The following is a 13,260-nucleotide window of genomic DNA, read 5'->3' as shown; positions in this document are numbered from 1 at the left end:
GAGCCCGTCGTCAAATCGATCCGCCGCTCACCGGAACGGCGGCTCGTCGAAGCTGCGCAGCTTGCGCGAGTGCAGGCGGGTGCCCTCCTGGCGCAGCAGGTCCATGGTCGCCACCGCGATCTGCAGGTGCTGGCCGATCGCCCGGTCGTAGAAGGCGTTGGCCTGGCCCGGCAGCTTGATCTCGCCGTGCAGCGGCTTGTCGGAGACGCAGAGCAGCGTCCCGTAGGGCACCCGGAACCGGTAGCCCTGGGCCGCGATGGTGGCGCTCTCCATGTCGATGGCGACCGCCCGGCTCTGGTTGAACCGGAGCGCGCTGGAGGAATAGCGAAGCTCCCAGTTGCGGTCGTCGGTGGTGACCACCGTGCCGGTGCGCAGGCGGCGCTTGAGCAGCTCGCCGCTTTCGCCGGTGACCGTCTCCGCGGCCCGGTTGAGGGCCACCTGCACCTCGGCGATCGGCGGGATCGGGATCTCCGGGGGCAGGACGTCGTCGAGCACGTGGTCGTCGCGCAGGTAGGCGTGGGCCAGCACATAGTCGCCGATCGTCTGCGAGCCGCGCAGGCCGCCGCAGTGACCGATCATCAGCCAGGCCTGCGGCCGCAGCACCGCCAGGTGGTCGCAGATGGTCTTGGCGTTGGAGGGGCCGACGCCGATGTTGACCAGGGTCACCCCCGCGCGGCCCTCGGCCATCAGGTGGTAGGCGGGCATCTGGTGCTTGCGCCAGGCGGCGGCGGCGACCTTGGCTTCCGGATCCGGCGTGTCGGCGGTGACGTAGAGGTGGCCGGCCGCGGACAGCGCGGTGTAGGGCGTGTCCTCGTCCTTCAGCCGCTCGCAGGACCACCGGACGAACTCGTCGACGTAGCGGTGGTAGTTGGTGAACAGCACATACTGCTGGACGTGCTCGGCGGGCGTGCCGGTGTAGTGGGCCAGCCTCGCCAGCGAGAAGTCCGTGCGCAGGCCGTCGAACAGCGACAACGGCCGCGGCGCCTCCGGCTTGGCCATCCAGGCGCCGTCGGCGATCTCGTCGCCGATGTGGGCCAGTTCGGTGGTCGGGAAGTAGCGGGCGATCTCCGCCGAGCCGACGTCGGCCAGCGCCACGTCGGCGCCGGCGTCCAGCACGTAGGGGAACGGGATCTCCTGGGCCGAGCGGCCGACCTCGATCTCGACCTCGAAGTCCTGCATCAGCAGGGTGAGCTGCTCGGTCAGGTATTCGCGGTAGAGGTCAGGCCGGGTGACCGTGACCGAGTAGCGCCCCGGCGAGCCGATGCGCGCGAACGCGCGGCCGATCCGCGGATACGGCAGGCCGGGCGGCCAGCTCAGGCGGAGCTCCGGATAGGTGAAGGCGCCGGCCTTGCGGAGCATCGGATCTGGCGGCGCGCCGCCGGCCAGGAACGCCTTGAGGGCGGTGCGCAGCGCCTCGACGCTGGCGCGGTATTCGTGCTCCAGCCGGTCCACGATGCCGGCTGCATTTGTTTGCGATCTCATCGAGCTCTTATAGCCGCGCCTTGCGATGCTTGCGAGCCAGGCGCTGACAAGTGCTGAGGTCCTGCTGAAATACGGCTGCGGTCATGGGATGGACGCGGCAACGGTTTGTGGCCAGAAAGGCCGCTGCATTTCGTCGGGGCTCTGCATGAATCGCCTATTCACGATCTTCATCGTCGCCGCCATGGTGCTCGGCATCGCGGTCGGATGGGCGGTCAACCAGTACGCCGCGCCCGAACAGGCGAAGGTGGTCGCCGAGAACCTGTCGATCATCACCGACGTCTTCCTGCGGCTGATCAAGATGATCATCGCACCGCTGGTGTTCTCCACCCTGGTGGCCGGGATCGCCCACATGGAGGACGCCGCCACCATCGGCCGGGTCGGCGCCAAGACCATGGGCTGGTTCATCAGCGCCTCGATCGTCTCGCTGACCATCGGCCTGATCATGGTCCACCTGCTGCGTCCGGGCTCGGGGCTGTCCCTGACGATGCCGGTCGCCGACCACGCGGCCACGGCCGTCGACATGTCGAAGTTCACGCTGAAAGCCTTCGTCACCCACCTGGTGCCGAGCTCGATCGTCGAGTCGATGGCCAACAACGAGATCCTGCAGATCGTCGTCTTCTCGATCTTCGTCGGCACCGCCGTGGCGGCCATCGACGACCGCGCCCCCGCCGTCCTGGCCCTCGTCGAGCAGATCGCCGCGATCATGCTTAAGGTGACAGGTTATGTAATGAAAACAGCACCTTTGGCCATTTTTGCGGCGCTGGCGGCGACGATTGCGACGCAGGGGCTGGAGGTGCTGGTCACGTACGCGAAGTTCGTGGGCGGGTTCTATCTGTCGCTGGGGCTGCTGTGGGGGCTGCTGATCGCGGTGCTGGTGGCGATCGTCGGGCCGCGGGCGATGAAGCTGGTCGGGGCGATCCGCGGGCCGGCGCTCTTGGCGTTCTCGACGGCGTCGTCGGAGGCGGCCTATCCGCGGACGCTGGAGGAGCTGCAGAAGTGGGGCGTGTCGCGCAAGGTGGCGAGCTTCGTGCTGCCGCTCGGCTACTCGTTCAACCTCGACGGCTCGATGATGTACTGCACCTTCGCGACGCTGTTCATCGCGCAGGTCTACGGCGTCCACATGTCGATCGGCCAGCAGATCACCATGCTGTTCCTCTTGATGGTGACCTCCAAGGGCATGGCCGGCGTGCCGCGCGCCTCGCTGGTGGTGATCGCCGCGACCCTGACCTTCTTCAACCTGCCGGAGGAGGGCCTGCTGCTGATCATCGCCGTCGACCACCTGCTCGACATGGGCCGCTCGGCCACCAACGTGGTCGGCAACTCGGTGGCCGCCGCGGTGGTCGCCAAGTGGGAGAAGCAGATCGAGGTCCCGGCCGACGCGGAGCCGCAACTGGCCTGAGCCTGCCTCCCGGAGGCATTCCGTTAGGCATGTCGCTTAACCGGGTGTTCGCCTCGTCGGCCCAAGGTGCGCCTCCCACTGTTCGAGGCGGCTCGTCCCTCCGTGCCCGGTCCCCACAACATCGAGGCGCTCGCCGCGCGCGTCGCCGAGTTGGAAGCCGAGCGCGCGCTGACGCTCAGGCTGGCGCAGACGGACTCGCTCACCGGCCTGATGAACCGCGGCGCCTTCACCGAGGCGCTCTGCGCGCGGCTGAAGGGCGCGGCGGCCCGCGGCGGGACGGTCGGCCTGTTCGTCATCGACCTCGACCGCTTCAAGCACCTGAACGACACCCTCGGCCACCACGCCGGCGACCTGCTTCTGGCCGAGGTCGGCGCGCGGCTGAAGGCTGACGCCGGCCCCGGCGAGGTCGTGGCGCGGCTGGGCGGCGACGAGTTCGCCCTGATCACCGACAATCCCGAGGTCGCCCGCCGCGCCGAGCGGCTGGTGGCGATCCTCTCCCAGCCGCAGACCATCTACGGCCGCGTGGTGGCGCCCGGCGCCTCGGTGGGGGTGGCGGTCTATCCCACCGACGCCACCGAGGCCGGCGACCTGCAGCGGTTCGCCGACAAGGCGCTTTACCGGGTCAAGCTGAAGGGCGGCCGCCGCTGGTCGGCCTTCGACGCCGAGCTGCGCGACGAGAACGAGCGGCGCCGCACCCTGGAGGCGGAGCTGCGCCGCGCCATCCCGGCCGGCGAGATCGAGCCCTGGTTCCAGCCGGTGGTGGAGGCCTCCGACGGCCGCATCGTCGGCGTCGAGGTGCTGGCCCGCTGGCGCCACCCCGAGCGCGGCCTGCTGGCGCCCGCCGCCTTCGTGCCGATCGCCGAGGAGCTGGGGCTGATCGGGGCCATCGACGAGGCGGTGTTCGAGGCCGCCTGCGCCCGCGCCGCGCCGTGGGTCGCCGAGGGGCTGATCGAGCTGGTGTCCTGCAACGTCTCGCCGCGCGACCTCCTGGACCCGGCGTTCTCGCGCAAGCTGATCGGCCGGCTGGCGAAGACCGAGCTGCCGGCCACCGCGCTGACCGTCGAGATCACCGAGACCTTCCTGCTGCAGGACCTGGCGCTGGCGCGGCGCCACATCGAGCGGCTGGCCGCCAAGGGGGTGAACATCGCCCTCGACGACTTCGGCACCGGGTACTCCAACCTGCGGGCGCTGATGCACCTGCCGATCCAGACCGTGAAGCTGGACCGCAGCCTGATCGACGACGTCGGCCGCGATGCGCGGGTCTCCAAGCTGGTGGGCTCGATGCTGCACGCGGCCCGGGCGCTGGGGGTCTCGATCGTCGCCGAAGGGGTCGAGCACGAGGCCCAGGCGGTGTTCCTGCGCGCCGCCGGCTGCGACCGCATGCAGGGCTACTGGTTCGCGCGGCCGATGCCGGGGGACGACATGGAGGCGAGGCTGCGCGAAGGGGCCCAGGCCGCGCGACCGACGCTGGAGCGGGCCGCGGAACGGCAGCGGCGGGCGCGGGGGTAAGGCCCCGCGGAGGACCCCCTCAGTCGGCTGCGCCGACAGCTCCCCCAGAGGGGGAGCAACTATCCCGCCTCGTTCCTCCCCCTCTGGGGGAGGGGGACCGCGAAGCGGTGGAGGGGGTCAGCGCCGCTTTTTAACTGGTCCACGAACCACACGAACCACACGAACGAAGGTTCGTCTGGCAGAGCCTAGCCGCCGCACGGCCCGTTGGTGTGGTTCGTGTGGTTCGTGGACAGATAGCGCCTGCGGCGCGCAGATGACCGAAGGGGGAATGCGAGCCCGCGCCCCCTCCACCACCCGCTCTTCGGCGGAGCGCGCGCGCCCTCCCCCGCTGGGCAGGGGAGGAGCGAGGGTTCACGCGGCGGTGGGCGATCTCCATATTCCGGACAAGGGCGACGAGTATCCACGAGGACCATGCGCAACCACCTTCGCACCTACATGCTGCTGGCCGGGCTGACGGCGTTGTTCGTGGGCGCGGGGTATCTGATCGGCGGGCCGGGCGGGATGGCGGTGGCGCTGCTGATGGCGGCGGGGATGAACCTGGTCGGGTACTGGAACGCCGACCGGATCGTGCTGTCGATGTACCGCGCCCAGCCGGTCGACGAGACCAGTCCCGAGCCGCTGATCCGCAACTACGTGGCCGACGTCCATGAGCTGGCGGCGCGCGCCGGCCTGCCGCGGCCGCGGGTCTACGTGATCGACCAGGAGCAGCCCAACGCCTTCGCCACCGGCCGCAACCCGGAGCACGCCGCGGTCGCCGCCACCCGCGGCCTGCTGCAGATGCTGGACCGCCGCGAGATCCGCGGGGTGATGGCCCACGAGCTGACGCACGTGAGGAACCACGACACCCTGACCATGACCATCACCGCGACCCTGGCCGGAGCGATCTCGGCGCTGGCCAACTTCGCGATGTTCTTCGGCGGCCGGGACCGGGACCGGCCGGGCGGCCTGATCGGCACGATCGTCCTGGCCTTGCTGGCGCCGATCGCCGCGGCCCTGGTGCAGATGGCGATCAGCCGTGCCCGCGAGTACGAGGCCGACCGCGGCGGGGCGGAGATCTCCGGCGACCCGGAGGCGCTGGCCGCGGCGCTGCAGAAGATCGAGGCCTACGCCCGCGGCGGCCTGCGCAACTACGACGCCGAGCGCAATCCGGCCACCAGCCACCTGTTCATCATCAACCCGCTGGCCGGCGGCATCGGCGACAACCTGTTCTCCACCCACCCGGCGACGCCGAACCGGGTGGCGGCGCTGATGCAGCTGGCGGGCAAGGCCGGACGGGCGCCGGCCGCCACCGCGGTTCCGACCACGGACGAGGGCCGCGGGCCCTGGGGTTCGAGCGAGCGGCGCGGCCCCTGGGGGTGAGGATTCGTGACAGCTGATCCGCCCTAACCGGGCCGGAAGGCGCGGCCGGCGCCGGGCGGGGCGGCGCCGAGCAGGTCGGACCAGCGCCAATAGCCGCCGCCGACCACCAGCCGCGGGGCGCCCGGTCCGTCGGCCAGCGAGATCAGCACCAGGCCGCGCATGGCCTCGGCGCGGCAGGCCTGGGGCGCGAACCCCACCTCCCACATGATCGCCTCGCGCACCGCGGCGAGGCCGTTGCCGTCCTGGCCGGTGTGCCGGACCCAGTCGCCGTTCCAGACCATCAGCGCCTTGCCGGCGTGGGCCTCGGCGACGGCGGCCTGGACGCGCGGGTCCTTGCGCAGCGCCCCCTGCAGCCGCCGCGTCATGTTGCAGGCGCCGCCGCCCGGACCGGAGTCGGCGGTGGCCGCCGAGGCGAGCTGGGCGGCGCTGAGCTCGGGGGCGGAATCGCCCGGCGGCCCTTCGCTGGCCGGCACGGGCTGGACGTCGGTGCGGGCGACGGCCGGGCGCACGGGAATGCGCCGCGGCTTCGGCTTGACGGCGGGGGACTTGGCCGCCGCAGGCGCCGGCGACGGGGGCGCAGGCGAGGGCGGGGGCGGGGCCGGCGCGGGGGGCGCCGGCTCCGGGGGCGGCGGGGTGATGACCGGCGGCGGCGGCAGGGCGACCAGCTCCACCGCCATCGGCTCAGGCTCGGGCGCAGCCGGGGGCGTGGCGCGCACGGTCAGCACCGCCGCCACCATGCCCAGGTGCGCGGCGAGGCTCAGCGCCCCGCCGGCCAGGGTGCGCCGCCTCGCCTTGCGGCGAGGCCTGTCAGGCGAAGGCGAGCGCATTCGCCCGCGCCCGACCGGAACCCGCGACCTCGCCGAGGCCTCAGGCCAGGACGATCAGCACCACGCGGCGGTTGGCCTGGCGCCCGGCCTTGTCGGTGTTCGGCGCGACCGGCGCGTCGGGGCCGTAGGAGATGGTGGCGATCCGGTTCAGCGCCACGCCGTGTTCGTTCAGGTAGCGGCGCACGGCCTCCGCCCGCTGTTCGCCGAGCTTGTAGTTGTAGTCCTTCGGGCCGGTGGCGTCGGTGTGGCCCTGCACCTCCACATAGACGTTGCGGTTGTCGGTCTTCAGCTTGTCGACGAAGGCGTCGAGCCGGGCCGTGGCCTCCGGCGAAAGCTCCGCCTTGGAAATCGGGAACTTCATGCTGTCGTCGGACAGCACCATCGAATAGACGAACTTGCCCTCCGCCAGCTTGCCGGCCGCCGTCGCCCGCTGGAGCGCGTCCTGGGTGGTCTGGTCAAGCTGGGTGAGCTTGGTGTCGTGTTCGGCGACATGGGTGGAGACGACGCCCACCTGCTCGTTGACGTACTTCTTGGTGGCGCACCCGCCGAGGCTGACGACGCCCAAGAGCGCTGCGCCTGCGACGAAGAGGCTGGATGCCCGCTGGATCATTGTAGTTCCTTCCATCCCTGGCTGGGGCCCCGCCCCGTTGCTGAGCTGCAACCTGGGAAAACAGCCCTGCGGAAAAGGTTGCTTGTGGGCGGAGAAAAGGCCGTTTGTGGGCAACCTTGGCCGTGGAGAAGGGGGCGGCGGCGGGCGGTTCTGCGGCGCTCCCCTCCCCCGACCGGAGAGGGCTCAGGCGCTCCCCTCCCCCTTGCGGGGAGGGGTTGGGGGTGGGGGCGCCCGCTGTGAGGTCGCCGCCCTGTCCCCGAAAAGCCGAGCTGGCGACCCCTCTCCCAACCCTCTCCCCGCAAGGGGGAGAGGGCTTCTTGGCCCCGAGCTCTCGCCCCTCTCCCAACCCTCTCGCGGCAAGGGGGAGGCGGCTTCGCGGGCGGGCCTGGAACCTTCGCCTTGGCGACGGCTTTGGAGGTCCTGGCCGCCGTTGGGCGGCGTGGTGGAGAAGGTCAGAAGATGCTCGGAATAATCGCTATCGTGGTGTTCGTCCTGTGGCTGCTCGGGTTCCTGGCGTTCCACGTCACGACCGCGGCGATCCACCTGCTGTTGCTGGTCGCCGTGGTGCTGGTGGTCCTGCACTTCGTCCGCGGGCGACGCTCGATCTAGCGGGCGGGCCAAACGGAGGCGGGCCGGTCAGGTCCGCCACTTCCGTCCCGGCCGGTTCTGCAGCCGGGCGTGGCGGCGGGCGAGCGCGGTCGCCGGGTCGCCCGCCTCGGCGGCGATCAGCATCTGGTCGCCATACCAGTCCTCGCGGTCCTCGCAGGCCTTGATGACCTCCCCGGCGAAGTCGGGGCGGGTGGCGATCCAGCCGTAGAGCGTCGCCTTGCTCGGCATGTCCGGCTCGCGGCTGAGGCTGGCGAGCGAGGCGCCTTCGCGGATCCGCGCGACGATGAGCTCCGTCAGCGCCGGGGTGCAGCCGGCGGCGGCGCGGCCGCGGCGGCGCTGGCCGACCGCGACCGCGGCCCGCAGGCCCTGGTCGAAGTCCGGCTGCTCGCGCCGCCAGCGGATCAGCACGTTGCGGCAGGGCAGCGCGGGGTCGGCGGTCAGCAGCTTCTGCAACGGCGCGCCGCGGGTGACGGCGACCAGGATGCGGTCGGCGAGGCGCGCGTCCCACGGCCGGTGGCGGCTTTGGCCGTGGCGGGCCTTGCGGGCGCGGTCCTGGGCGGCGAGCAGGCGGTGCACCTCGCCCTGGAACTCGCCCTGGGTGGCGCGCCAGTGGCGCACGACGTTGCGGCTGGGCATGGCCGGATCGCGCAGGACGACGGTCAGCGGCTCGCCGGCGGCCAGGCGGGCGAGCAGCGCCTTGGCCGCGGCTTCGTCGAACCTCCAGCGGCGGCGCCAGGCGCCGCGGCGCCGCGCGTCGGCCAGCGCCGCGCCGAAGGCCGGGTCGGCGCGGGCCCAGGCGTAGACGCTGCCATAGCAGGGCATGCCCGGCTCGGCGCAGACGGCGGTCGGCAGCTCGCCGGCGGCGATGCGGGCCAACAGCGCGGCCCGCAGGTGCGGGTGGGTCTGGGCGTAGGGGCGCGGGGCCATGGGCGCAGGATAGCGCGGATGTGACTGGCGCGCCGCTAAATGTTCTGCTTTTGTTCCGGCATGGTGTTCAAGCCGACGATCCACGACCGCGACTTCAGCCTGCACCGGACACAGCGGCCGCTGGCCGAGCTGCGGGCCGACGCCCAGGGGTTCGTGCGCTTCAACTGCTCGAAGTGCCCGCGCACCGGCAAGGTCCGGCTGGCGAAGCTGCGCGAGCGGTTCCCGCCGACCGAGGGCCTGGTGGACATCCTCCTGCGGCTGACGCCGACGGACTGCGAGTTCGCCGAGCGGTCGCCGTGGGGCACCCGGCAGTGCGGGTTTTGCTATCGGGATTTGGATTGCGAAGCGCCACCATAGGCCTGCAAACTGCACCGCATGGAGCCGGAGTGGATCAGCTTCGACGAGGCAAAGGCGCAAACGGAGGCCAAGCGACGGCACTTGCTGCTCGGCAATGGCTTTAGCATCAGCAAGCATCGAAGCTTCGCCTACGATCGATTGTACGATGAGGCTGTTCGGGGAGATGCCGCGCTAGAGCCACTATTTGCCGGCCATGGCACCAACTTCGAGGCTGCTCTTGAGGCAGCGGAGAGCGCTGAAGATCGCATCAGAATCCGAAAGGGCCTTGTGGCCGCTATCGGACGGGTTCACCCCCGACGCGGTTTCCTAAGCCCAGCCGACTGTGAGAGTTGCGGGCAGTTTTTGGAGGCTTTTGCGGGAAGGGTGCGCGAGCCTCGCCGTGGCCGGGTATTCACCACGAACTACGACCTATTCCTCTATTGGGTGCTGATGCAGCGTCAGACCCGCCTGAAGCTCTACGACGGGTTCGACAACGATGGCATTTGGCACGAGGGCCTCTTGGACACGACCTTCGTGTTCTACCTCCACGGCGCGCTGCACCATTTCGAGGAGAACATCGGGCGTCTGAAGCCGATAATGCGGCAGTACAAGCTGCTCTGGCAGGAAGGTCTCGATCTTCCGCGACAGGTGCGCCTTCACATCGCGCGGGGCAATTTTCCGGTGTTTGTGTCTGAAGGGACCTCCGCCGAGAAGCGGCACAGCATCCGCGCAAATCCGTATCTCAGAAAGGTAAACAAGCGCTTCGCCAAACACCTCGACGATCCGGAAGCGGCGCTGTTCACCGTCGGGCATAGCCTCAGCAAGGTGGACGAACATATCACCGACGCAATTGGTGCCGGCACCGCGGCCGTCTACATCGGCGTATACAAGCCTCTCGATGGCGGTGCCCGGGCAAATGAACTAGCGGCGGCGTGGGCCGAGAAGCGGAAGTGCGCCGGCCAGCCGCCCTTATACCTTCGGTTATTCAACACCGCCGAATGCCCGATCTGGGCACCCGACGGCGTTCTGCAGCCACGACGCGGCGGACGGGACGTCTAGCGCAGAACCGAGTTCGAGCTATGGTCAGAGGATGCTTGTTACCGCCGTGGACATGGCGAAATCCGCAGGGATCGATCCGAAGGCCTTCCGCCGCAGGTTGCGCGGAGCGCGGCTCGATTGGCACGTGCATAACACTTGGTGGAGCGTGCCAAAGGACAGTCCGCAGCATGAAGACATGCGGCGGGTGCTTACAGCGCTGATTGCTGGCCGATGAAACCGCCCCGCGACAGGGGATAGGCTTCCGTCCGATCCCGTTCGTCGGGACGGACCTCGGCATGGATCTCATGGCGGCGAGTCTGCCTGCCGGCCTCGGCAACTCAAGGACGCGCACGGCGTGCGCGCCGCGGCGCGGCGGCGGCCGGCGCCGCCGTCCTTGACTTGCCGAGGCCGGCAGGCTCGTGGCTGACCAGGAGATCAATGGCGGGGAGGCATCTGACGATGCTCCCGCGAGGGCGGTGGATGGGCGATGGTGATCCGCACCCTGGGGGCGCGGAATATTACTTCCTCATTCGCTCCAGATAATACCTGGTGAGCGCAAATGGCGTCAGCGCAGATGTGACGGATAGTGGGCCAAGCAACCCTCCGATCATCGACCAGATTGGTCCGCCGCCCGCAAGCGCGACGAGAAAGAACAATATCACGAACATCGGGATGGATACGCTGACCCCCATATCCACAAGTCGGTTATGCGTCTTGTGCCGCCCCCGCCTGCTCCAAAGAATTGCTGCAGATGTGACGACAACAATGCCCTCAAGGACGAGCAGCAGGAAATTTGTCATGACCGCCCGCTTTCCCCACAGCGTCACAATCCTCTGGTGAGGACTGACGCCTCGTCAGATCGCCCAATCCAAACGTCCGTGGCATAGCGCCCATAGGGCCGTGCCAAGATCAAGCAGTCCAGCGCCGGGCGGACAGGCTCGATCGGTTACCCGTCCGGCCTGGCTACGAGCGGATGAAGGCCAGCAGGTCGGCGTTGATGGTCTCCGCGTTGGTGGTCGGCATGCCGTGCGGGAAGCCCGGGTAGGACTTCAGGGCGCCGTTCTTCAGCAGCTTCGCCGACAGCGGCGCGGAGTCGGCGTAGGGCACGATCTGGTCGTCCTCGCCGTGCATCACCAGCGCCGGGACGGTGATCTTCCTGAGGTCGTCGGTGAAGTCGGTCTGCGAGAACGCCACGATGCCGTCGTAGTGCGCCTTGGCGCCGCCCATCATGCCCTGGCGCCACCAGTTGTCGATCACCGCCTGCGACGGCTGCGCGCCGGGCCGGTTGAAGCCGTAGAACGGGCCGGCGGCGACCTCGCGATAGAACTGCGAGCGGTTGGCGGCGAGCTGGGCCTGGAAGCCGTCGAACACCGCCTTGGGCAGGCCGCCGGGATTGGCCGCGGTCTGGACCATCAGCGGCGGCACCGCGCTGATCAGCACCGCCTTCGCCACCCGGCTCTCGCCGTGGCGGCCGAGATAGTGGGCGACCTCCCCGCCGCCGGTGGAATGGCCGACGTGGACGGCGTCCCTGAGGTCGAGATGGGCGGTCAGGGCGGCGAGATCGTCGGCGTAGTGGTCCATGTCGTGGCCGTCGGCGACCTGGCTGGAGCGGCCGTGGCCGCGGCGGTCGTGGGCGATGACGCGGTAGCCCTGCAGGACGAAGAACATCATCTGCGCGTCCCAGTCGTCCGCCGACAGCGGCCAGCCGTGGCTGAACACGATGGGCTGGCCCCGGCCCCAGTCCTTGTAGAAGATCTCGACGCCGTCGGGGGTGGTGAGGGTCGGCATGTCGGGGCCTCCTGTCTGCGTCGTCGGGTGAGCGGCGGGCGGCCGCCAGCCATCATCGCCCGCCGCGCGGGCGGCGCAGTGCGCGCGGACACGCCGCCGCGCTTTCCCGGCGGCCGGCCGTGAAAATTTCGGCGGCTAGACCAGGTCTCCTGCCCGCTGGCCGACGGAGGCGCGGTCATGGACGCGGTCGAGGTGCAGATACTCGCCGTTGAAATGCGCGGCCTGCTTGAGGCGGGCGGGATCGAGGACGGTCAGCACCCCGCCGGAGAGCTCGATCAGGCGGTCGGCCCGCAGCTTCTGCAGCGTCCGGTTGGCGTGCGCCGGCGTCAGGCCGGTGGCGTCGGCGAGGTCGGTCTGGGTGATCGGGAACTCGAAGCTGTCGCCGTCGGTCAGCTCCACCATCCGGTAGCGCACCAGCATCTCGTAGAACAGGTGGGCGATCCGGACATAGGCGTCGCGCCGGCCCTCGTCGACGATCCGCTCGCGCAGGACGCCGAGGTCGGTCATCGTGCCCCACCAGAGCGCCTCGCCGAGGCTGCTGGTCTCCCGCAGCAGCGCCTTCATGTCGTCGGCCGGGATCAGGGCGGTGACGGTCGGGGTGATGGCCGCCACGCCATGATCCATGACCTTGAGGATGAAGATCTCCGCGTCGCAGAGATCGCCGGGGATCAGGAAGGCCATGATCTGGCGGCCGCCGTCGGGGAGAAGCTTGTAGCGGCACGCCAGGCCCGACAGCACCACGTGACAGAGGCCGGAGTGGGCCCCGTCGGCGATGATGTCGTCCTTCGGCGCGTGCTGGTCCTGCCGGGCGCGGATCAGCTCGTCCAGCCGCCGCCTTTCCATGTCCGAAAAGGCGGTGAACTGCTCCATCTTCATCGTCCAGGGATTTCGCATCTTACCTTCCGGTCGCGGGCGCCGCCTGACCCCCTAACGCATGAGCCGGGGATTTCTTCCGTTCGACGCCCGCCGGCGACGCCATCCTGATCCATGTTGGGCCGCCAAGCTTGGGATTAAAATAACGCCAATCCTTTCAATGGGGTCCGGGGCGGAATTTACCGCCCGGGGCTGATCTGGGTGAGCGTGGGATCCGGCGCGGGCGCGCAGCCTTGGCGGATGATGTCCCGGGCGTGCTGCATCGAGAGGGCGGAGACCTGCGAACAGAGCGCGGCCGAGTGCGTCGACACGGCCCTGCAGGCGCACTGGCTGACGATGGCGGCCGAGTGGCGGGCGCTGGCCGAGGACGGATCCGACCAGGCGACGCTCGCGCGCCTGATGCGCACCACGCCCACCGCGGACTGAACCCGAAGCCCCGGCGTCGCGGACTCCGGGGGCCGGCGTTCAGGGCCGGTTCAGGCGCGCGGGGCGATCTACAGGGC

General features: G+C 70.0%; 14 protein-coding genes. 7 read left to right on the top strand and 7 right to left on the bottom strand.

Going from position 1 to position 13,260, the window contains the following annotated elements:
- Positions 1-27: 27 nt before the first annotated feature.
- Positions 28-1,482 (bottom strand): AMP nucleosidase, encoded by a 1,455-nt coding sequence (locus tag DJ021_RS08745; RefSeq protein WP_111457180.1) that lies wholly within the window; start codon positions 1,480-1,482, stop codon positions 28-30.
- A 145-nt stretch (positions 1,483-1,627) separates the two neighbouring features.
- On the opposite strand from DJ021_RS08745, the gene DJ021_RS08740 reads away from it, so the two are divergent.
- The 3 genes from DJ021_RS08740 to htpX all read left to right on the top strand — a co-directional run bounded on the left by DJ021_RS08740 (position 1,628) and on the right by htpX (position 5,749).
- Complete coding sequence (locus DJ021_RS08740) at positions 1,628-2,881, top strand: dicarboxylate/amino acid:cation symporter (protein ID WP_111457179.1); 1,254 nt, start codon at positions 1,628-1,630, stop codon at positions 2,879-2,881.
- Between the two features lie 102 nt (positions 2,882-2,983).
- Positions 2,984-4,390 carry a putative bifunctional diguanylate cyclase/phosphodiesterase gene (locus DJ021_RS08735; protein WP_111457178.1) on the top strand — a complete coding sequence of 469 codons (1,407 nt, stop codon included), beginning with the start codon at positions 2,984-2,986 and terminating at the stop codon, positions 4,388-4,390.
- Between the two features lie 411 nt (positions 4,391-4,801).
- Entirely contained in the window at positions 4,802-5,749 is a 948-nt protein-coding gene (gene htpX / locus DJ021_RS08730) for a zinc metalloprotease HtpX (RefSeq protein ID WP_111457177.1), read from the top strand.
- Positions 5,750-5,772: 23 nt separating this feature from the next.
- Here htpX and DJ021_RS18690 read toward each other — a convergent pair whose 3' ends face one another.
- A complete protein-coding gene (locus DJ021_RS18690; RefSeq protein WP_243626164.1) occupies positions 5,773-6,576 on the bottom strand; it encodes a hypothetical protein in 804 nt (267 codons plus the stop codon).
- Positions 6,577-6,616: 40 nt separating this feature from the next.
- The gene (locus DJ021_RS08715; protein WP_111457175.1) at positions 6,617-7,186 is read right to left on the bottom strand and encodes an OmpA family protein; all 570 of its coding nucleotides are present in this window, start codon (positions 7,184-7,186) and stop codon (positions 6,617-6,619) included.
- Between the two features lie 459 nt (positions 7,187-7,645).
- Here DJ021_RS08715 and DJ021_RS08710 point away from each other — a divergent pair, with 459 nt between their 5' ends.
- Positions 7,646-7,795: a lmo0937 family membrane protein gene (locus DJ021_RS08710; protein ID WP_111457174.1), complete on the top strand. Its 150-nt coding sequence runs from the start codon at positions 7,646-7,648 to the stop codon at positions 7,793-7,795.
- Positions 7,796-7,822: 27 nt separating this feature from the next.
- On the opposite strand, the gene DJ021_RS08705 is transcribed toward DJ021_RS08710, so the two are convergent.
- Positions 7,823-8,722, bottom strand: coding sequence for a terminase small subunit-like protein (locus tag DJ021_RS08705; protein ID WP_111457173.1), 900 nt, complete (start codon positions 8,720-8,722; stop codon positions 7,823-7,825).
- A gap of 39 nt (positions 8,723-8,761) precedes the next feature.
- Here DJ021_RS08705 and DJ021_RS08700 point away from each other — a divergent pair, with 39 nt between their 5' ends.
- Positions 8,762-9,079, top strand: coding sequence for a hypothetical protein (locus DJ021_RS08700; RefSeq protein WP_133254976.1), 318 nt, complete (start codon positions 8,762-8,764; stop codon positions 9,077-9,079).
- 18 nt (positions 9,080-9,097) lie between these two features.
- A complete protein-coding gene (locus DJ021_RS08695) occupies positions 9,098-10,117 on the top strand; it encodes a DUF4917 family protein (protein ID WP_111457171.1) in 1,020 nt (339 codons plus the stop codon).
- Between the two features lie 497 nt (positions 10,118-10,614).
- Here DJ021_RS08695 and DJ021_RS18685 read toward each other — a convergent pair whose 3' ends face one another.
- From DJ021_RS18685 to DJ021_RS08685, 3 genes are all read right to left on the bottom strand, one after another.
- Positions 10,615-10,896 (bottom strand): hypothetical protein, encoded by a 282-nt coding sequence (locus tag DJ021_RS18685; RefSeq protein ID WP_133254975.1) that lies wholly within the window; start codon positions 10,894-10,896, stop codon positions 10,615-10,617.
- Positions 10,897-11,059: 163 nt separating this feature from the next.
- Positions 11,060-11,884, bottom strand: coding sequence for an alpha/beta fold hydrolase (locus DJ021_RS08690; RefSeq protein ID WP_111457170.1), 825 nt, complete (start codon positions 11,882-11,884; stop codon positions 11,060-11,062).
- 135 nt (positions 11,885-12,019) lie between these two features.
- Entirely contained in the window at positions 12,020-12,778 is a 759-nt protein-coding gene (locus tag DJ021_RS08685; protein WP_111457169.1) for a Crp/Fnr family transcriptional regulator, read from the bottom strand.
- Between the two features lie 180 nt (positions 12,779-12,958).
- On the opposite strand from DJ021_RS08685, the gene DJ021_RS08680 reads away from it, so the two are divergent.
- On the top strand, positions 12,959-13,183 hold the full coding sequence (locus DJ021_RS08680) for a hypothetical protein (RefSeq protein ID WP_133254974.1): 225 nt from the start codon (positions 12,959-12,961) through the stop codon (positions 13,181-13,183).
- Positions 13,184-13,260 lie beyond the last annotated feature (77 nt).

This window comes from Phenylobacterium hankyongense (assembly GCF_003254505.1).
Lineage (GTDB): Bacteria > Pseudomonadota > Alphaproteobacteria > Caulobacterales > Caulobacteraceae > Phenylobacterium > Phenylobacterium hankyongense.
Note: the sequence above shows the minus strand (reverse complement) of the source record. Positions and strands in the feature narration are given on the sequence as shown.

Excerpts from the sequence above, each read along its gene's own strand:
- DJ021_RS08715 (WP_111457175.1), bottom strand. The coding sequence starts at position 7,186 with ATGATCCAGCGGGCATCCAGCCTCTTCGTCGCAGGCGCAGCGCTCTTG.
- DJ021_RS08710 (WP_111457174.1), top strand. The coding sequence starts at position 7,646 with ATGCTCGGAATAATCGCTATCGTGGTGTTCGTCCTGTGGCTGCTCGGG.
- DJ021_RS18690 (WP_243626164.1), bottom strand. The coding sequence starts at position 6,576 with ATGCGCTCGCCTTCGCCTGACAGGCCTCGCCGCAAGGCGAGGCGGCGC.
- DJ021_RS08690 (WP_111457170.1), bottom strand. The coding sequence starts at position 11,884 with ATGCCGACCCTCACCACCCCCGACGGCGTCGAGATCTTCTACAAGGAC.
- DJ021_RS18685 (WP_133254975.1), bottom strand. The coding sequence starts at position 10,896 with ATGACAAATTTCCTGCTGCTCGTCCTTGAGGGCATTGTTGTCGTCACA.
- htpX (WP_111457177.1), top strand. The coding sequence starts at position 4,802 with ATGCGCAACCACCTTCGCACCTACATGCTGCTGGCCGGGCTGACGGCG.
- DJ021_RS08740 (WP_111457179.1), top strand. The coding sequence starts at position 1,628 with ATGAATCGCCTATTCACGATCTTCATCGTCGCCGCCATGGTGCTCGGC.
- DJ021_RS08685 (WP_111457169.1), bottom strand. The coding sequence starts at position 12,778 with ATGCGAAATCCCTGGACGATGAAGATGGAGCAGTTCACCGCCTTTTCG.
- DJ021_RS08695 (WP_111457171.1), top strand. The coding sequence starts at position 9,098 with ATGGAGCCGGAGTGGATCAGCTTCGACGAGGCAAAGGCGCAAACGGAG.
- DJ021_RS08745 (WP_111457180.1), bottom strand. The coding sequence starts at position 1,482 with ATGAGATCGCAAACAAATGCAGCCGGCATCGTGGACCGGCTGGAGCAC.
- DJ021_RS08705 (WP_111457173.1), bottom strand. The coding sequence starts at position 8,722 with ATGGCCCCGCGCCCCTACGCCCAGACCCACCCGCACCTGCGGGCCGCG.
- DJ021_RS08700 (WP_133254976.1), top strand. The coding sequence starts at position 8,762 with ATGTTCTGCTTTTGTTCCGGCATGGTGTTCAAGCCGACGATCCACGAC.